The following is a 19190-nucleotide window of genomic DNA, read 5'->3' as shown; positions in this document are numbered from 1 at the left end:
ATTTATTCAAAGATGCTCTTACCTCCTAACCATAAAATGCCGGAGATACAGAGGATATAGAAGATCACACATGAATCTTTTCATGACAACTTGCTATAAGTTCACAATAAGCATGAATGGCTGATGATAATATTTACCATAGTCTATAGGTAAGGAACATAAGCACGGAATGGTTTTAGATTTGCTGCTGGTCATGACCCTAGGGTTTCTGGGGAGTTTTGGTCACTGTGTGGCGATGTGTGGACCTCTGGCAGTGGCGTTTTCCCTATCTCAGCAGCAGGAAAAGTCCCCCAAGTGGCTGCATCAGCTGGGTTTTCATAGTCTACTGAACCTAGGACGAACAATTAGTTATGCTCTCGTCGGAGCTGGACTTGGGGGTATGGGTTCAGTCTTGATTGCCAGTGGTCAGTTGGCTGGGATTGGCAGTGGATTGCGCCAAGCCATGGCAATTCTGACTGGTTTAATGCTTATTTGGTTTGGCTGTGTGCAGCTTAAACCCGATTGGATTCCCCGTCTGCCCCTATTACACCCCCTATCTAAAGGGATTGGGAATCAACGGCTGACGGTCGCGATGACTAAATTGTCTGGGGAATCTCAGTGGTGGACACCAGCCCTTTTAGGAGGAGTCTGGGGTTTGATGCCTTGTGGATTCCTGTATGCTGCTCAGATTAAAGCAGCGGAAATGGGTAATCTCTGGTGGGGAGCAGCAACGATGCTGGCCTTTGGACTGGGAACGATGCCCATGATGCTAGGAGTGGGTGTATCTGCATCTAGACTCAGTGTTAGCAAGCGCAGCCAGCTGTTTCGCTTAGGAGGCTGGGTTACCCTCACCATTGGTATTTTAACCCTTCTGCGTACCGATGCTATGGTGGATTACACCGGTCATGGGGCGCTGCTGTTACTGATGTTAGCTTTGATTGCTCGTCCGATTAGTGGTTTGTGGGCTGGGCTGTTACGCTATCGTCGGGCTTTAGGAGTGGGGGCATTTGTGTTGGCGATCGCTCATACATTTCATAAGCTTGACCATACCTTGAACTGGAAGTTAGATGCTCTGGGGTTTATGCTACCGCAGCATCAGTGGGGTCTGTTAGCAGGAATTTTAGCGCTCGTGTTGATTACCCCAGCCGCTCTCACCAGTTTTGATTACTTACAGAAGGCTTTGGGCAAGCGTTGGCGATGGATTCATTTATTGAGTATCCCGGCTTTAGTCCTAGCTGCGATTCATACTGTGATGATTGGTTCGAGCTACCTTGGAGAGTTAGCTTGGACTGGAAACCAGCAACTCAGAGCTGTTAGTTTGGGAATAATTACCTTAGGAGTATTGCTAGTGCGATCGCGTATTGTTTGGTCAGGGTTATCCCTAGAAAAATTCTACCTTCCCCCCAAATCTTGGTAATGCTTACTGATTCTACACTGAGCTTTGGAGCCATTCACTTCAGTATTATCTATTCAGTATTACCTATAGTTAGCGATATTTTCTCTGCTCCAAGCTAAACCCTATGCAATTTAGGTGTAAAGTAGCTATAATCGGTAAACTTTTGGTTGGCTTTATGGGATTGCGAAATTGGTTAACTGCTACTGCTGTAGCTTGTCTGATTTGGGTGATCAGCTCGGCATTTGCTCCCCCTGCGTTGGCTGTGATCCGGATAAAACTTTCCAACTTGTCTTCCCAGGAGTGTCCCTCAGAAATTGGGCAAGGCATGGTGACCGTTGGTGGGGGGTCGGCTAGGCAGGCTGGTTGCTATCTGATCAAGGGTAAAGCCAAGAATCCCACTAACAAAATTGTGCTTGATGCTGATGTTTTTGGTCGTATCTACGATGCTAATGGCAATAATACCTTCCAAAATCGGAGTCGCGTGGGGTTAATTGATGAAGTGCCACCAGGCATCAGTGATTTTGAAATCCGGGTTACAGTTCCTGCTAATGTAAAAACGCCTCTTATCCTTAAGGGTTTTAAGGCATCCGGTTTTAGAAACAGAATCGGTCGGTGATTAGCTTAAAGGGGGATTAAGCCCACGCTGACGCTTACCTTTCAGACGTGGGGCTTCTCCCCGTTTAAGCTAAAACGCCCCAGCTAAAATTTGTAGAAGGAAAATCGCCAGTATGGGGGAAAAATCTATACCTCCAAGGGGTGGAATGAAGGAACGGAAAATATTCAGGTAAGGGTCAGTAATTGGACTTAAGACAGAAGCGACCTGATTCGCCCAATCCATTGTTTGAAACCAAGTTAACAGAATTCGGACAATTAATAGAACTAGATAGATTTGAATAAAGCTCTGGAGAGTGCTAGTCAACAGTTCTGTAGCCATAGATTTATAAGCTTTCTTACTAAGTTTTTATCTTAATGTTAAGTTTAACGAATTTGAGCACCCTGTGCCTGAATACCAAGTCATTGACACTCCCCGCTTTAAAAAGACGGGGATTCCTAGATCTACGACCGGCCTTAAACCTCCGTGTCCAAATGGCAATATCTAAACCTGAATCCCGTCAAGACCAAGAATCTAGTTCAGTTCACGAAAGACCCAGCGGGCTAGTCTCGCGATAGCGTTTAGCAACAAGATTGGAAAGTGCCTTATAAAGTCCGTTACTTTCCCGTTTTACTTGGTTTCGGCGTGCCGGAGACGAAACCTTAGAAGAGTGGAGCCTTAATAAAAAAGTTTTAACCCTTCTATGCATAGCCTGTAACCCTTAAAGGCTCCACTCTTCTTACGGTAACTTCTAACCCCGCCGTACCATTTTTCTCTCAAGTTGTGATCTTGCTGGGTTCACACACCAATTGTTAGTTGATGATTGGGTTTTTAGCGATGCAGCGCGGTCTTGGGGGTTTCCCCCACTCGCTATTGCATCAAGAAAGGAGGACTTTCCCTACCCTCCGGGCATTACTACTTTTAGGTCAAACAATTGCGGGTCTCTGACCCGGTTGTGCCAAGGCCAAAGGCCACGCTACGCGAACGGTTTTTCAGCCTGTACCCATATCTAAATGATACTTTAGCGCAGGTATTGTCAACCTTTTTGATGAAATTGCATCTAGGCGACTAAAGTCGCTAACTGGCTTTCATCCCGGAGACGAAACCTTAGAATAGTGCAGCCTTACAACAAAACCTGTCACCTTTAATGCATAGCCTACCAACTATAAAGGCTGCACTATTCTTGCGGTAACTTCTGACCCGGTTTAAAAACGCGGGGCTTTCAGCCTTGGGAGTTTCGTAAAGCTTTAACATACCTACAACAGAATAATTTCACGGCTCAAGCACCCGTTCATGTGTATTTGCCTCAGCTGTACCTTTCACTGTGCTGACTTGTTGACGTACATCGTCAATGGCTGAATTGAGCTGGGCAATTTTGTCTTCCAAACTCTGACGTGCCGCTTCAATACTTGCTTCTGCCTTTAGTTCGCGCCTTCTGGCCCTAATTGCCTTAGGGTCTGAGCGCTCAGAATTTAACATAGACCGATCTTCCTCATCGTTGTTTTGATTACTTTTCCCAGCAGTAACCAAAGCGCCGATTAATCCACCTATCAATCCCCCGACTACTGCTCCAGTCAGGAATCCACTTGCAAAACCATCTTGCTGACTCATGTTGCTCTGTTGCCCTTGATTTTCAAAATGCAGCTTTTATCCAGATTAACCCATCAAGTTTGAGAGGATCTTGCTGATTAGACAAGGGGTTTGCTACCAGCCCATAATTAATTGTATCGTATCGCAAGGCTTTTAGACAAAGCTTTGAAAGCCCGGTCTGGTGAGGGAGCGGAGAGTGTGAAGTTTGGCACCGTGATCAGCCAGTCTAGGTAGAGGTGTTGCCTGGAACACCTCTACTATCAGTTAGTTGGATTTGCTGTCTAAGTTGCTCAGGGTAATAGGGGTTATTTGCTGCTCAGGTCAAGTTCCAAAAGCGCGATCGCCTGCATCACCCAAGCCTGGTACGATATATCCCTTAGCATTGACTTCCTCATCAATCATGCCAGTGTAGATGGTCAAACTAGGATAATCTGCCCCCAACTTTTGTAAGGCTGGTGGTGCTGCTACCACGCTAATAATCCGTGTTAAGTCTGGTGTTGCTCCTCGTTTTTTAAGTTCTGACATTGCCAACATCATTGTGCCACCAGTAGCCAGCATTGGGTCGAGAACTAGGACTCGTGTATTTGGGTCAAACTGATTGGGTAAGGTATTCAGGTAAAAACTGGCTTGTAAGGTTTCCTCATTTCTGACCAGACCAAGGTGATAAACCGATGCCAAGGGCAGCAAAGTTTGGGCTCCATCTAAGAGCGCTAGTCCAGCCCGCAAAATTGGCACAACTACTATGGGCACTTCTGGGTTAACCATAGTTACCTTGCACGGAGCTAGGGGAGTTTGCACTGTTAGTTCTTCATTCGGCAACCAATCCCGCATTGCTTCATAGGTCAACCAGCGTCCCAACTCGGTCATAGCGCTTTTGAACAATGGAGGTGGTGTCGAGGCATCACGGGCAACCCCTAGCCAGTGCTTAACTAGGGGATGGGGTGGAACATAGACACGTAGTTGGAGAGTCATAACAGGTCGTAACTATAAGAATTAGTGAGAAACAAATTAGGTAGTGTCAGAGGAATTGGGCAGCAGGGTTTTTGGGAATAACCACAAGTTTTGATCTAGTCGATGATAGTTTCAAGTTTTACATTGATGAATACAGTATTAACGAGTGTTTGCTTGATTCAAGCAAACCCTAAACAAGTTGTCAAAATACAGACAGCACTCAAAGGGTTTGGGCATGCTTTTAACTATGCCAATAATACTGTCAAGTGGTCAATTACAAGCAAAAACACCATAGAGACTCAGATCTACACCTGAGGGGGTGTGTGGTGTGGCGGGGGCGCGGGGTGTAATGATTGCCTTAGTTCCCAAAAAGTTTTCCCTACAGGTTCGCCGACACCCAGTAAGGGTAACAAGGCTGCTTGTTACCCTCCCCGGTGGGATGGTTAGCTAACACTCCTCCCACTCCCGGCACTCCCGACACTCCCCTTTTCGGGAAAATGCTTTTCAATATGTTGACATTTTTTTTCAACAAGACTATAGTAGTAATAAGTGTTCTCCTCTCATTAAGGATAGGCGGGTGGGACCGGTACGCAGCAGCAGGCTGGTGCCCACTTTTTTTTTTGCATTAGTAATGAACTCTTATATCAACAAGAAACGCTAAACTCAGATCCATCAGTTAATATATTTAAATTGCTAATTCCATGACTGCTGGATCCCAACCTTGCCCATCAAGCAATCAATCCCATACCATTTCCAATCAATCGGTATTTGATACTATTGTGATTGGCTCTGGTATTGGGGGGCTAGTAACCGCAACTCAGTTGGCAGCGAAGGGAGCGAGTGTGCTGGTGCTAGAAAGCTATATCATTCCTGGTGGTAGTTCGGGTTACTTCGAGCGAGAGGGGTATCGCTTTGATGTGGGAGCATCAATGATTTTTGGGTTTGGCACCGAAGGGACAACCAATCTACTTACCCGAGCCCTTGAGGCTGTCAATGTCAGTCTGGAAACAATTCCAGATCCAGTACAGATTCACTATCATCTCCCTGGTGATCTAGAGCTCAAAGTCCACCGAGACTATGAGAATTTTTTGCAAGAACTCACGGCTCACTTCCCTGACCAACGCCAAGGAATTCGCAAATTTTACGATGAATGCTGGAAGGTCTTTAATTGCCTGAATGCGATGGACTTACTGTCCTTGGAAGAAATTCGCTATTTGACCAGGGTATTTTTCCAGCATCCCTTGGCTTGTTTGGGTTTAGTGAAGTACCTACCCCAAAATGTGGGAGACATTGCTCGCAAGTATATTAGCGACCTCCAGTTGCTGAAATTTATAGACATGGAATGTTATTGCTGGTCTGTGGTACCTGCTGACAAAACACCGATGATTAATGCTGGGATGGTGTTTTCTGACCGACATTACGGTGGGATTAATTATCCGGTAGGAGGTGTAGGAAAAATCGCCCAAAAACTAGTGGAGGGATTGGAGAAAGCTGGAGGTCAGATTCTTTATAAAGCTCGAGTCGGGAAAATTCTGCTGGAAAAGGGCAAGGCAGTGGGTGTCCAGCTAGTCAATGGTAAAGAGTATCGAGCAAAACGAATTGTTTCCAATGCTACCCGTTGGGATACATTTGAGAAATTAGTCCCAGCTGACCAGATGCCAGCAGTTGAGCGGAAATGGCAACAGCGTTATCAGAAATCACCGGGTTTTTTGAGTTTACATTTAGGGGTAAAGGCAGATGTTTTACCACCTGGTACAGAGTGTCACCATATTGTCCTAGAAGACTGGGGAAAAATGGAGGATGCGGAGGGGACTATTTTTGTTTCGATTCCTACCTTGCTTGATCCCAATTTAGCGCCAGAAGGCTATCATGTTTTCCACACCTTTACCCCGAGCTGGATGGAAGATTGGCAAGGGTTATCCCCTCGTGAGTACGAAAATAAGAAGGAAGAGGCAGCTGGATGCTTAATTGAGCGACTAGAAACGATTTTTCCTGGCTTAGATGCTGGATTGGATTACATGGAGGTGGGCACACCACGCAGTCATCGACGATTTTTGAACCGTATGGATGGAACCTATGGGCCAATTCCCCGCCGCAAGTTAATGGGATTGTTGGGAATGCCGTTTAATCGGACTGCGATTCCAGGGCTTTATTGTGTTGGGGATAGCACTTTTCCAGGGCAGGGTTTAAATGCAGTAGCGTTTTCGGGATTTGCTTGTGCTCACCGTATTGCTGTGGATTTGGGATTCTAGGTAGAATGCTTCTTAGGGAACAGGCAATAGGCATGCTAGCAATAGGCAATAGGGAACAGGCAATAGGCAAGCTAGCAATAGGCAATAGGGAAAAAATCCTGTGTACGTCATTAATATGAGAATCGCTATAAAGTAAGTATTCAAACGCAAATTAGATTACACTCACCACACTTCCCACACCCGGGCCCCACGCCCTGACAAGGGTAGGTTTTTAACGGTTTTTAACGGTTTTTAAAAAAGGGGCGAGTACCTAACGGGGTTGTCACCCCGTTAGCTCTACAAATCTATGGGATGCATGTTGATTTTCAGGTCTTCTGTGACACAAATCATGCTACTTTCAGGACAAGGATTCCAGTTTCCTGGGAACAAGGGTTCAGAGGCAATGATGACAGAATTGGGGAAATGTGGAGCGTTCTGTAGCCAGTAGAGAGAAGGTGGAGTAGAACCGATAGCACAACGAGAGGCAATAAGCTGATTTCCATCACTAATAATGATGTTCGCTAAGACCTTTACTCCATAGGGTTTGGCTAACTTAAAGAGTGTGTTTAAGGTAGCCTGTAACGCTTGTTCCCAATTACCATCAACAGCAGCTAACTCATTGAGAAACAAGGCGAAAATATGTTCAGAATCGGTAGTGCCTTCAATTTTATGATAGACTGTATCTTTAATATGACTGCGGATCGGTTGGTATAAGGTGGCTCGAAAATTGTCGATGAAACCATTGTGGGTGAAGAGGAAGTGGCGATCGCTAAAAGGTTGACAGTTACTCAAACTGGCTGCTTGTCCAGGAGTAGCACTGCGGATATAGGCTAAGAAACATTCAGTCTCGATGTAACGACTGAGGTGGGGTAAATTAATATCGCTCCAGATGGGTAGGATATTTTTGTAGATAAAGGGTTCTGTCTGTTTTTGGGAGTGATACCAGCCAATTCCTACCCCATCAGCATTCACAGAGGTGGTTACAGTTTCTCGCGGTCTGTAACTTTGAATACACAGAGAGTGTTCTGGTTCGTAGATTAGTTTATCCGGTTGGATAGGAGAACCGAGGTAAGCGAGTAATCGACACATATGTTGAAATACAAAAAATTGGTATTAACCTTATTTTTTCCTACCAACCCCAGGTACCAGGTTCGCCTTTAAAAGGACCAACAATATCACTGGTGATCCATCCTGCATAATAATCTCCGGCTTGGGGTTGCACCCCACATTCCGCAGGTGCGATCACATAATGTTGTATTTTTGAAGTATGAATGTTTCAGGATCACAAATCAAAGTACAAGATATCGACCACTTGGGCATAGTGGCAGGTATTGTTGATGAAATGGGGTTGGTTGAGGAGATTAACCAACTGCTCGGAACTCATCCCCAAGAAATAATTAGCGCAGGTCAAGTGGTCAAAGCAATGATTATCAACGGTAAGGGCTTTGTCAGCGCGCCACTCTATCTATTTTATAAGTTTTTTGAAGCGATGCAGCGCGGTCTTGGGGGTTTCCCCCATGAGCGACTGCATCAAGACAGGGATTGCAACGGAACATTTATTGGGAGAGGGAATAAAACCAGAACACTTGAATGATGACCGCTTGGGCAGAGTCGTAAGACTTACTATATGATGCTGGATTAACGGACATTTTCATCCGAGTTGCACTATCAGCAGCCGGTAAATTTGGAGTGAAGATGGACAGTTTCCACATGTATTCATGTTCATTTCACGTACATGGGGATTATGAGATAGATGCTGACGATGAAGCATCAGCCGAATCAGGATTAATTACAATTACATATGGTTATTAAGCGAGATCACCGACCAGATTTGAAACAATTTATCCTCGATTTGATGTGCAGTGGAGATGGAGATATACCCTTATATTTAAGAGTTGCAGATGGAAATGAAGTCGATGAGCGCCATGTTTGGAAAACTGATCGCTGACTTCCACAAACAATGGCAAATAGACGGTTTATTTGTGGCCGATGCAGCCCTTTACACTGAAGAAAATTTGCAGATGATGGTCTCCTTAAGATTGGGATCTCGACTTCCTGGTACCCTAACGGCTGCCAAAGAACTGTTAAAAAATATCAGTACTGATGCATTTGTACCAAGTACAATCCCAGGATATCGTATTGCCCCATGTTGTAATAATTATGGCGGTGTGCGACAAAGGTGGCACATGGATAGAAAGTCAAGCCCGTCAACAATCAGACTTAAAAAAACTGGAAAAACGTCTAGCAAAAAAATGTACTCAGGCACAATCGCAACTGCGAAAATTGTGTCAACAAAAATTTGCATGTGCCAAAGATGCACTCACAGCCACCAAACTACTTGAGAATCAGTTGCCATTTCATCAACTTGCAAATATTGAAGTTATTGAACATGCTCAATATCGAGGACGTGGTAGACCTCGCCAGGATTATAAACCTACCCTAAGCTACCAGATTCAAGCTGAAATTATACCCAAAGAAACGGCAATTACTATTGAAACAGAACGGGCTGGCCGGTTTATTATTGCCACCAATGTTCTTGATGCCTCCGATCGCGTAGCGTGGCCAAAGGCCTTACTTAGCGACGAAGAGGTTTTGCGTGAATATAAGTCACAACAATCTACAGAACGTGGTTTTCGGTTTCTCAAAGACCCATTGTTTTTTACTTCCACTGTGTTTCTCAATTCAAGCAAAAGAGTTGCGGCTTTAGCAAGCGATGCAGCGCGGTCTTGGGGAGGCAGTGCGGTCTTGGGGGTTCCCCCGGAGACGAAACCTTAGATAGGGTCGCCTTTATAGTTAGCAGGTTATGCAGAAAAGGGTTAAATATTTGTTAATAGCGATGCAGCTTCGGAACAGGGGGTTTCCCCCACTCGCGCTTTGCATGGCTGACAAGGCGACCCTATCTTACGGTAACTATCGCCTTTGGCGACGCTTGGCCGTAGGCCACGCCAAAGGCGAACGCGAACAAACCATGAGCAACTGCCGTGGTTTCCCCCACTCGCGCTTTGCATCAAGACATGGTTATGGGTAAGTGGAATGCTGGTTTACAGCCTGGGTCAGAGGGCATTACGTCAATCCTTAAAACGAGCATCTCAAACAATCCAAAATCAGTTAGGTAAGCCAACTGCCACTCCTACTTTGCGTTGGGTGTTTCAATGTTTCATGTCAATTCATTTATTGACGATGGCTGGCTTGAAACAAGTTTCCAACCTCAGTGAAGAACGGTGTTGGATTCTCAAGTTCTTTGGTGCTCCTTGTCGTAAATATTATCTCCTTTGCTAACTAACCTGCGGAATGTGGGATGAACTAAAAGAGAAAATCAGAAAAATTTTTGAGAAGACTAGTAATTGGTACACCGGATTAGTGAAACTGGGGATTTGGTTGTCAAGAGCGAAAAAATATTTCCCCGAGAGCCAAAAAACGATTAGCCGATGCCTGGATGAGATAATTGCTTACTTTGATCATAGAACAACCAGTGGTGTCGTTGAGGGTATTAATAACAAACTTAAGCTAATTAAGCGCTCGGCTTATGGATTTCGTAATTTGGAAAACTTTCGTTTCGAGATGTTTATTAAACTGGCATTTTAACTGTTAGTTTAGCATAACAAGTACGGAAGAGCCCTTTTTTTATCTATTTCTGCTGTATCGCTCACTACATAAAGCTCTCATGCCTCCTTGTCCCCCTTTTAGGACCTTTATACAAAGCCGGGTAAGTTTTACACATTGCTGTTAGTCTTGGTGCTTTAGCTGTACGTTTTTTACGATTTCCCGACTGCCAAGAACGATAACGGATTTGAAAACTAGAAACAATGCCAATTGCTTCAGCTATGGCTGCTCTTCTTAAATAGCTGGGAAACTTACGGTGATCTGGATATTTGTTGACAATTTTCTGATAATAACTATGTTTGGGATTTGGGTTAGCTGTGGTAACATGAATCATTTTTTCCACAGCCAAAACTAATTCTAAGCTACTTAGAGGGGCTAAATTAGACCATTGTGCATTCACAATCAAAACTAAAGGTAAAAGATATTTACGGTAGCAGGTTACCGTCATCAACATCATCTCTTTCTGTTCGGGAGTAGTAACTAAACGCCACACATCTGTACGAATCAGAGGTTGAGGTTGAGATTTTTTAGTTTTTCTTTTGCTTTTTTTACCCATGGTCTAGTCACAGCCCACTCTATAGGCTATTAAATTATAAGTAGTCGGACAAAAGTTTTGGGTGCTGTATAAAGTTTTGTAAATATAGGTAAAACCTTTTGGGGTAAAGGTTATAAGCATTTTACAGTTTTTGAGACAGTACCGTTTATTTATGTCCGACTACTTATTAACACAAATATAGCAATTCTACTACTTGTGAGGTACAAATTTCTGGTTTTTAGGGAGCAGGGAGCAGGGACTTCGGAGCAGGGAGCAGGGAAGAGGGAAGAGGGAAGAGGTCAAAACTAATGTGTACCTCATGAGTCCTAGAAACGCTATATGATTAATCTAGAATTGCCAAAAGAATAAGAAAAGGTAGTGTTTTTGGTTGGTCTCGCTAACCCCACCTAAATCGAAGATTATAGGTGGGGTTAGCGAGACATTTTGTTCAAATTGTCTAAATTCCTTGGGATTATTGGTGGGTACGGTCATCTTTCGGTAATCTTTTTGGTAGCTGTTAGGTAAGCATTCAGCCGTCAGCGGTGAGCTAAAAGCTCACGCTACTTGAGGTGCGGTCAGCAGACTTAACTAATAATAAATGAATGGTTATCTGTTGTCTTGATGCAAAGCGCGAGTGGTTTGAATTTACCGTAAGAGGATATCTGAAAAGTTTTTTGATATTGAATTTTGCCCCCCTAGCCCCCCAATTCTGGGGGGAACAAGAATCTTTTGCTGGTAAAAGTCCCCCAAAATTGGGGGATTTAGGGGGCTTGGATGTAGCAAATGAGACTTCTCAGACAACCTCTAAGATAGTGGAGCCTTTGTAAAAAATCTTTAACCCTTTTCTGCATAACCTGCTAACTATAAAGGCGACCCTATCTAAGGTTTTGTCTCCGGGGGAAACCCCCGCAGGTCGGCGCTGCATCGCTTATTCAAAAGCTTTTCCCGTAGCGTGGCACAGGCTACTTGAGGTGCTATCAGCTATCAGCCAAAAGCCTGTGGCCACGCTACGGCAACAGTTTATGGCCATAGCGCAAGCTACACCGAACAGCTTTTGAATAAAATAAGCTGACGGCACCTCAAGTAGCGTGACCGTAGGCCTTTAGCTGATGCCTGAATGCTTACATGACCTTGAGGTCAAATTAGGGTTAATGACGAGTGTAAGAACGCTCGAAATGGGTTTTAACTTGATGGGCAACTGTTGCAATAACAATGGCTGAGCCAGACCCTAAAATAGCAACTAGTTCAGTGCCAGAACCATCCGTCACTATTGCCAAAGCCGCCAATGCGATCGCTACTGCCACAAAAGTCGTTTTTAACCGGTTGGTTACCTGATAGGCTCGATTGCAGGAACCACAGATTTGAGTATGTCGCCTTAATCGGTCTAGGGGAGGTGGTTGCTGATTATCTTCCAGTTTTTTCTGGGGTAGCTTCCTGGTAGAATAGCCTTGATAAAAAGGTAAAGATGTTCCGAACTTATCGAGCCACTTGCGATACTCAATCAACAACAGATCTGATGTTTTGAGTGGCAAATACAGAGAGTTTAGGCTTGTTCCCAACCGTTCCACTTCTGCCTGCTGTCCCACCACAAGTGGTAAATCTTCTTCTAAGAATTTGTCTCGGTACCAGTGTTCCATCCAACGAGGCTGTAGCTTCAGTTTCCAGGTAGAATAATTATTATAATTCCTAATAATAATACGGCATTTGCCCTGACCTAGAGGAAGGGAATAAAGTGCTGATCCACCGATACGAACTGATTTTTCCTCTCTTGAGCTTCTGTAGGTCACTAAATTGGGAGCAACGAAATCAAGGTTTACCCATGGGCTATTCTTTTGCCTGGTTTTTCGGTACCTGCCTCGAATCCCAAGAGTAGAACTTTCCAGGACTTCCATTTCTAAGGGTTGAGCGTATTTTCGACTACTGAGGGTGCCCTCGTGGCTAATGAAGAGGTGAGAGGGATCGAGGGCATTTTCTATAAAATAGCTTTGGTCGTAGGGGAGGTCTATCATATAGTCTGAGCTGGCAACTGTAGGATTTTCCAAATCCGCTACAGTTGGGATGCCCTCGAGATCAGCAGCTTCAGGTTTCCCCATCCATACCCAGACAATACCTTGCCGTTCCACAACCGTAAAGGATTGCACACAGGCTTTGGCTGGAATCTTGGCATCTTCTGGTAACTGGGGAATGTGCAAACATTGACCATCTTGACCAAATTGCCAGCCGTGATATAAGCACTCGATTTTACCATCAATGATTTGTCCGTCCGAGAGTTTAGCGGCGCGGTGAGGGCAGCGGTTTGTTAAACAGGCTAGCTTACCATCTTGGTTTCTGAACAATACCAAAGGCTCGTCATACAGGGAGAAGCTGTAAGGACGGTCTGTGGGCAGGTCTTGGACAAAGGTGACAGGATACCAGCACTGCTGCCAGTTGAACTCTTGCTGTGTTTCAGTTATTGGAGCGGTGGCAGTTTTTTTTACTGCTTCTGGTTTTTTGGTATCAACTCTCATCGATAACTTCCTCTATGAAACAACTGACCATCAAAGATGGCGAATCTGGAGCTTTTTCGGCACTGAGGCCAGCAATACTAAACCTTCACTGTCAATCCTAGTACTAAGAGTTGCTAGACATTGCCCACCCTATTGTTAGAGAATCACGCATTCCTGGGTAATCAAATCAGCTGCGCGGGTATCATCCGTGAAGTTAGCAATCCCTCTCTTGATTCTATCGGTGCTGTATTTCCAACTAACGATCAGAGTGCTATCGTTACCAGGCTCAAGGGTTTCTGGCACGTTTATGGAAATCCCGTCGGGAAAATCAAATATTAATCGACCGTCCTTCGGCCAATGGACAGGGTAATCTGGCAGGGGCATTTCATCAAAGGTGCCTGATCGTAATACCAGGGTGTCTATTGCCTTAATGCTCGGATAATCCCGATTACTTACCTCTGGTGTCTGATTAGACCAGGGAAATGGGACAACCTCAAGTTTAACTTCGCGGAACAAGGAAATCCTGGAGAGTACACATCGATTTCCTGACTCCTTGGAGCTATCCGGGAAATAGCCAATTACCACGCTGATACGACGGTTGCCTTGGAACAGGTAAATCTCGGTCAAGTTCACCTCGTTTTTCCTAAGAGGTTTGCTCATTACACCAGAGGATTTAGATGAAAACATCGTGGTTGAACTCAGATCGATGGGGTGAGAGATACCTGGACCGCATTTCTCAATAATCCACGTATTTTATTGGATTTTAGAGGGGTCGTCTTGGTTAATAAAACATAGATAATGCTCAAGTTGAGATGCATCTGCCAGAGGAGTAAATCTTCTTGTGGAATCAAGGACTTGATCAAGACTTCCGTTACCCTTATATCGAGAAAGAATTCCTTTCCAGGTGAATCCATTATCCTCAATAAAGCGATACCATTGTCGGAATAATTTTTCCTCTGACTGGTCAGTTGACTGGTTGTCCTGAATCTGATTATGATCATTCATGGTTCTTTACTTCCTCTAGTCCGACTTAACCTACTCTAAGTTAACAAAGAAAGCGATTGGCCGTAGGCCACGCTACGCGAACGCTATGCTCGCACCTACAGGATGGGATAGCGATCACTATTACCAAGTAAACTAACTGATGCGATCGCATTTAGCGTGACCTTTCGGGAAAAACCCGACGCTGCGCGAATGGTCAATCCCGTAGTGGCTCAATGCTTAGCATCGCATTTTTTCTCAACCCTTTTCTTTCTATTCTCTATGTGGGCTTTTGTTAGCCATTCTCAAAATTAATATCATCAAATTAAGGGTAATTCCAGCTATTTTTTATACCAATTATTAGCGTTCACACTTCCCATCTCCCCATCTCCCCATCTCCCCATCTCCCCATCTCCCCATCTCCCCATCTCCCCATCTCCCCACAATCCCCATCCCCCAAGGCCCAAGACTTGATTAGTTTTCGGCAATTCTCAGCTCATCAATGTTCCATAACGGTCCGCCTAAGCTAGAAAATTTGATATTCTCGATGCGATCGCGTACTGCCTCAAAGTATAGTGAATTGACCAGGAAAAACACGGGCAACTCCTCGGCAACGATTTCCTGGAATCGATCATAAATGACTTTGCGTTTGCTCTGATCAAGTTCTTGTATCCCAGCATTGAACAGACGGTCAATCTCTTGCTCCCAGTCAGACACTTCCCATCCTGCCAGTGGTGGTTGTCCGGGTTGAGGACCTTGATTAAATTGATGAAACGAGCCTCCACTATACCAGAAAACAAATACACTGTGAGGCTCACTCACTCCTGCTCCAAAGGCACCCACATAACACTCCCAATCCCGAGTCGATAGGAGCTTTCTGAGCACAAGGTTGAAGCTGAGTACCTGCAAATCTGCTTCTATCCCAATTTGGCTCAAGTCTTGTTTAATCTGAACTGCTGCGTCCACTCGGGATTTATCGTCTGATTTCACCAGCAGAGTGAATTTTACTCGGTTGCCATCCCAATCCAGCAGCTGATTTTGGGAGTTATACCTGAAACCAGCTTCTAATAGTAATTGTTTTGCCTTCTGGGGTTGATAGTTGTAGACTTTTAACCCGTCTTCTGGGGAAAGGTAATAGGGACTTTGGACAGCAATCGGGGAATGTTGTACTTCACCCAGTCCTCGATAAATATTAGTTTTCATTCTTTCCCGGTCAATAGCATAGGCTACCGCTTGTCGAAAGGCCAAGGTATTGAACCAACGGGACTTGATTGGGTCTACGAAAGGTTTTCCCTGAGCATTGCGAGCTTTGTTGAGATTAAAACCGACAAACCTAATGCTAGGCATCGGTCCTCCATTGTAAATGGTGTATTTCCCCCGCTTTTCCTCTCGTTTAAGTAACCCAAAGGCCTCGGGATTGACTCTGAGGCTATCCAACTCCCCAGAGCGAAATCTGAGTAACTGGTTATCAGAGGATGGGATAACTTGTAAGACAATCCGTTGAATGTAGGGTTGGGGATTTCCCTGAGCATCAGCACGCCAGTAATAAGGGTTGCGTTGTAGGATGACTCGCTCAGCAGGGGTATACTTTTGTAGTCGATAGGGACCATTGCTAACAATGTCTTGGGGATTGGTGTTAGTGCCCCAAGTTGAAAGAAACTGGGGATTGCCATTACCATCAGTGGCTTGCACAGACTCTCGTAACGCATGAGCCGGTAGAATGGCTAGGGTTCCGGCGGATCTCACAAATGGCGCAAAGGGTTGTGGTAAGGTAAACTCAACTCGCCGCTGATCTAGTTTGCGCACCGATGGGTACTTACCAGTACTACCAATCTGGAGGAAATCTCGGAAGACTGTGGGAATTTTAGGATTCAGGTAAAGCTCCTGATAGGTAAAGATCACATCATCCACCGTCAGGGGTTCCCCATCAGACCACTTTAGCCCATGCCGCAGGGTGAAGGTGATCTGCTGTCGGTCTGAGGAAATGTCCCAAGATTCAGCTAGTTTTGGTTCCAACTCCCCTGTCATGCCATTCTCACTCAACAATCCTTCGTAGAGGTAACCAAATACACCGAAGGGAGAGGTATTAACAATATAGTTAAAGCTAGCTGGGTCACTAGGAGTAGCTAACACTAGTTGAGAGACCTGAGCTGCCTGAGTCTTAAACTGGTTCGGATGGCAACCTGTAAGGGTCAATAGACAAGATAGCACCAGCGCAATGGCTAGAGGCAGGGGTCGTAAGACCTGTTGAAAAGGGAGGAGTGTGGGGAGAGGAGGAAGGGAAGAATTAGTTTTGGATAAGAGGATATCTTTAAATACATTTTTAATCATTGTCTTGATGCAGTCGCAAATGGTAACGGTATCGGTATTAAAATTTATATAGCAAAGGGAATAGGGAATAGGGAATAGGGAATAGGGAATAGGGAAATCCTAAATCAAAAGTTATCACAGATTTAGGATTTCTCTAGTAATTTCATGGCTATAACCATAACGTGATCATCAACAAACGGGATCAACAAACCGGATGCGCGAGTATCGATCTATTACGGTAAAGCATACCCGATATTCATAAAACAAATGCGAACGCATACATCAGGTTTGGATACTTAAAGCACAGATTTGCGATAGTATCCAAGGGAGTGTCATGGCCGAAACAGTAGAGTCAAGCAACCTAGACAATACCAAAAAATTGGGGTTTTGTGATGCCCCGATACCGAAAATAATCTATGTCAAAAACTCTGAAAATGGTAAGTACCTGTGGCACTTTTGGAATCACTCAGAAAACAAACCAGAAGCCATTTACCACCAAGCCATTCGATGTTTTGTGAGTGGGATTGAGATAGTGGCAAAAGAATTTCTTGAGAAAGAAGTGCTTAAACTCCGCATCCAAGTGCTAGCGGATAAACCGTATTCTATCCAGTCAGGGATTGATAGTATATTTTCTCGTTGCTTTTTGCTTAGTCTTGTTAAGTTATCCCCTGAGCAAGTAAAGGAACCGCTGACGATCGCTCTGAGGGGTAATGATACTTCAAAAGGTAATCCAGCTACCGTATTCTGTTCCCTCTATGATAGTAGAGACCGCTATATATCCTATGATTGGGATGCTTCTGTTAATATCTACTCGATTGCCAATGCCTGCCAGTCACTTTTAAGTGGTCAGCCAATTTCACCACCAGGACCAGAGTCAGAGCCACAAACAAAGCCACAGACCGGGGCACAACAATCGGAAGATTGGATCAAGTCCCACGAATCTTTTGAAATTCTAAAGCAGACGTCCAAGGAACTTCAACGGTTGCGGTGGTCAAAACAAGATGGAGTTAAATACCTACAACAGGTTTACGGGAAGATTTCCCGTCAGTTTCTGACACCTGAAGAATTGTTAGATTTCCTCAAGAGGCTACAAAGCTTTCCAACCCCTAACCATGACAATATGGAAGAAACAGTTTTTTAGCTGCTGATATTAATTGGTATCCACAGCTACGATTCGGCAAAGCCGACGCGATGAAGCGTTCGCGTAGCGTGGCCTACGGCCTCAGCTTCCGCTAAAAGCGATCGCTTTCACTCACTGGGGGCGATTGACCTTTGGTCAAGCTACGCGAACGCTTTTTATGACGAAAGTACCTCACCGAATTGAAAAATGCTATAAATCACAGGTAAGCATATGTGCTACGCGCACGCTACTTGAGGTGCCCTCAGCCCTCAGCCCTCAGCCCTCAGCCCTCAGCAGACTTAACTCAGATTAAACGAATGCTTACCTGTTTTCTTCAAAAGCTGTTCGCGCAACGTGCGCGTAGCGCATAAGCTGATAACTGATAACTGATAGCTGATAGCTGATAGCTGAATGCTTAAGATCATAGTAACTAGAAAGGTTAATGCAGGTGAGCAAACGGTATCCCGATAATGACCAACAAAGCCTATTAGAGACAGCGGAGTCTTATCTAAGGGAATCCGTTGCTCCCTTGGCTTCAGAAATTGATAGTGCTCCTGAGGTGTTACGAGAGGCTCTCAAGGGGCTGAGCGTTCGCGTAGCGTCGGCAAAGCCGAATCGCACGTTGCTAGGGCTAAGGATTCCCAAATCCTGGGGAGGTCTCGAAGTTAGTAGCACCACCTTCCCCTACTTCCAGCAACTGGTAGCACGGTATTCCGGTGCTTTGGCATTCTTGCAAAATCAACACCAGAGTGCTGGAGCAATGATCGTCTACTCTGAGAATGAATCGTTGAAGCACCAGTATCTTCCTAAATTAGCCAAGGGTCAAGTGCTAGTTGGTATTGGCTTTTCCCAAGTGCGACGAACAGGTAACCCACTGGTGAAAGCTATTCCGGTAGATGGTGGATATCAGATCAGTGGAAAAGTGCCTTGGGTTACTGGGTTTAGCATCTTTCAAGAGTTTATCATCGGTGCAGTATTGCCTGATGGTCGAGAAGTTTACGGTATGGTGCCATTTACTCCAACTTGCCAAGATGCAGGTGGTACTATTACCTTTAGCAAACCCATGGCATTGGCGGCGATGCAATCCACCAATACCGTTAGTGCTACCCTTACCGATTGGTTCTTACCTGAAGAACGTGTGGTCTCGATTGCTAAAGCAGGTGCAATTCACGAAAATGACCAGAAAAAAGTTTTGTCTACTGGTTTTTTGGCTCTAGTGCAGCGCGGTAGAAATGCTTGAGCAGCTGCGGATAATGGTGAAACAGAAGGATGAACCGCTGACCCACTCGCACTCGATGCTCAGCTCATCCGATTACACTCTTCACAACTAGGCTATGCCTAACCCCCATCCCTTGAGGATGCAATGAGCACGGTAACAGTGAACCAGCTGAGGGCATGATGTCTTCTCAAAAAAAG

18 protein-coding genes and 4 pseudogenes are annotated in these 19190 nt (G+C 44.9%); 10 read left to right on the top strand and 12 right to left on the bottom strand.

All coding sequences use genetic code 11. From position 1 onward, the window contains the following. Window positions 1-169 precede the first annotated feature (169 nt). Both F6K46_RS08315 and F6K46_RS08310 read left to right on the top strand, forming a co-directional pair. Window positions 170-1396, top strand: coding sequence for a sulfite exporter TauE/SafE family protein (locus tag F6K46_RS08315; protein WP_293054840.1), 1227 nt, complete (start codon window positions 170-172; stop codon window positions 1394-1396). Window positions 1397-1499: 103 nt separating this feature from the next. Then, a complete protein-coding gene (locus F6K46_RS08310) occupies window positions 1500-1991 on the top strand; it encodes a hypothetical protein (protein ID WP_229415305.1) in 492 nt (163 codons plus the stop codon). A gap of 69 nt (window positions 1992-2060) precedes the next feature. Here F6K46_RS08310 and F6K46_RS08305 read toward each other — a convergent pair whose 3' ends face one another. The 4 genes and pseudogenes from F6K46_RS08305 to upp form a co-directional block, all read right to left on the bottom strand. Further along, window positions 2061-2309 (bottom strand): YggT family protein, encoded by a 249-nt coding sequence (locus tag F6K46_RS08305; RefSeq protein ID WP_075899574.1) that lies wholly within the window; start codon window positions 2307-2309, stop codon window positions 2061-2063. A gap of 765 nt (window positions 2310-3074) precedes the next feature. Next, window positions 3075-3167: pseudogene (locus tag F6K46_RS08300) on the bottom strand (RNA-guided endonuclease TnpB family protein); the annotation flags it as partial. Window positions 3168-3239: 72 nt separating this feature from the next. Next, entirely contained in the window at window positions 3240-3578 is a 339-nt protein-coding gene (locus F6K46_RS08295) for a hypothetical protein (protein ID WP_293054837.1), read from the bottom strand. 300 nt (window positions 3579-3878) lie between these two features. Next, window positions 3879-4529 (bottom strand): uracil phosphoribosyltransferase, encoded by a 651-nt coding sequence (gene upp, locus F6K46_RS08290; RefSeq protein ID WP_071104472.1) that lies wholly within the window; start codon window positions 4527-4529, stop codon window positions 3879-3881. Between the two features lie 126 nt (window positions 4530-4655). Between upp and F6K46_RS08285 the strand changes: the two genes are divergently transcribed. Both F6K46_RS08285 and crtH read left to right on the top strand, forming a co-directional pair. After that, window positions 4656-4823: a hypothetical protein gene (locus F6K46_RS08285; protein WP_293021876.1), complete on the top strand. Its 168-nt coding sequence runs from the start codon at window positions 4656-4658 to the stop codon at window positions 4821-4823. Window positions 4824-5209: 386 nt separating this feature from the next. Next, on the top strand, window positions 5210-6760 hold the full coding sequence (gene crtH / locus F6K46_RS08280) for a carotenoid isomerase (protein WP_293038531.1): 1551 nt from the start codon (window positions 5210-5212) through the stop codon (window positions 6758-6760). A 276-nt stretch (window positions 6761-7036) separates the two neighbouring features. Here the strand turns inward: crtH and egtC are convergent, their stop codons facing one another. Continuing rightward, window positions 7037-7828, bottom strand: coding sequence for an ergothioneine biosynthesis protein EgtC (egtC, locus tag F6K46_RS08275; RefSeq protein WP_293054813.1), 792 nt, complete (start codon window positions 7826-7828; stop codon window positions 7037-7039). Window positions 7829-8006: 178 nt separating this feature from the next. On the opposite strand from egtC, the pseudogene F6K46_RS40090 reads away from it, so the two are divergent. The 3 pseudogenes from F6K46_RS40090 to F6K46_RS08250 all read left to right on the top strand — a co-directional run. Further along, window positions 8007-9445, top strand: a pseudogene (locus F6K46_RS40090) (IS1634 family transposase); the annotation flags it as partial. Between the two features lie 327 nt (window positions 9446-9772). After that, window positions 9773-10018 (top strand): annotated as a pseudogene (locus F6K46_RS08255) (IS1634 family transposase); the annotation flags it as partial. A 24-nt stretch (window positions 10019-10042) separates the two neighbouring features. Next, window positions 10043-10331: pseudogene (locus F6K46_RS08250) on the top strand (transposase); the annotation flags it as partial. Between the two features lie 57 nt (window positions 10332-10388). Here F6K46_RS08250 and F6K46_RS08245 read toward each other — a convergent pair. Next, window positions 10389-10898, bottom strand: a complete 510-nt coding sequence (locus F6K46_RS08245; RefSeq protein WP_293054811.1) for a hypothetical protein — start codon at window positions 10896-10898, stop codon at window positions 10389-10391. A gap of 866 nt (window positions 10899-11764) precedes the next feature. Here F6K46_RS08245 and F6K46_RS08240 point away from each other — a divergent pair. Next, the gene (locus F6K46_RS08240) at window positions 11765-11935 is read left to right on the top strand and encodes a hypothetical protein (protein WP_293054810.1); all 171 of its coding nucleotides are present in this window, start codon (window positions 11765-11767) and stop codon (window positions 11933-11935) included. 90 nt (window positions 11936-12025) lie between these two features. Here the strand turns inward: F6K46_RS08240 and F6K46_RS08235 are convergent, their stop codons facing one another. The 5 genes from F6K46_RS08235 to F6K46_RS08215 form a co-directional block, all read right to left on the bottom strand. Then, window positions 12026-13384, bottom strand: a complete 1359-nt coding sequence (locus F6K46_RS08235) for a Rieske 2Fe-2S domain-containing protein (protein WP_293054809.1) — start codon at window positions 13382-13384, stop codon at window positions 12026-12028. 135 nt (window positions 13385-13519) lie between these two features. Continuing rightward, complete coding sequence (locus F6K46_RS08230) at window positions 13520-14050, bottom strand: DUF3598 family protein (protein WP_293074629.1); 531 nt, start codon at window positions 14048-14050, stop codon at window positions 13520-13522. A 66-nt stretch (window positions 14051-14116) separates the two neighbouring features. Continuing rightward, window positions 14117-14368: a DUF3598 family protein gene (locus F6K46_RS08225; protein ID WP_293054807.1), complete on the bottom strand. Its 252-nt coding sequence runs from the start codon at window positions 14366-14368 to the stop codon at window positions 14117-14119. Window positions 14369-14685: 317 nt separating this feature from the next. Further along, window positions 14686-14832 (bottom strand): hypothetical protein, encoded by a 147-nt coding sequence (locus F6K46_RS08220; protein WP_293054806.1) that lies wholly within the window; start codon window positions 14830-14832, stop codon window positions 14686-14688. After that, the gene (locus F6K46_RS08215) at window positions 14819-16675 is read right to left on the bottom strand and encodes an ABC transporter substrate-binding protein (RefSeq protein WP_293054805.1); all 1857 of its coding nucleotides are present in this window, start codon (window positions 16673-16675) and stop codon (window positions 14819-14821) included. Before F6K46_RS08215 ends, F6K46_RS08220 begins: the two co-directional genes overlap by 14 nt. Before the next feature lie 313 nt (window positions 16676-16988). Here F6K46_RS08215 and F6K46_RS08210 point away from each other — a divergent pair, with 313 nt between their 5' ends. After that, a complete protein-coding gene (locus F6K46_RS08210; RefSeq protein WP_075899632.1) occupies window positions 16989-17795 on the top strand; it encodes a hypothetical protein in 807 nt (268 codons plus the stop codon). Window positions 17796-18073: 278 nt separating this feature from the next. On the opposite strand, the gene F6K46_RS08205 is transcribed toward F6K46_RS08210, so the two are convergent. Further along, complete coding sequence (locus F6K46_RS08205) at window positions 18074-18199, bottom strand: hypothetical protein (protein WP_293054804.1); 126 nt, start codon at window positions 18197-18199, stop codon at window positions 18074-18076. Between the two features lie 17 nt (window positions 18200-18216). Here F6K46_RS08205 and F6K46_RS08200 point away from each other — a divergent pair, with 17 nt between their 5' ends. After that, the gene (locus F6K46_RS08200) at window positions 18217-19014 is read left to right on the top strand and encodes an acyl-CoA dehydrogenase family protein (RefSeq protein ID WP_293116928.1); all 798 of its coding nucleotides are present in this window, start codon (window positions 18217-18219) and stop codon (window positions 19012-19014) included. Window positions 19015-19190 lie beyond the last annotated feature (176 nt).

Source organism: Moorena sp. SIO3E8 (genome assembly GCF_010692445.1).
Taxonomy (GTDB): domain Bacteria; phylum Cyanobacteriota; class Cyanobacteriia; order Cyanobacteriales; family Coleofasciculaceae; genus Moorena; species Moorena bouillonii.
Note: the sequence above shows the minus strand (reverse complement) of the source record. Positions and strands in the feature narration are given on the sequence as shown.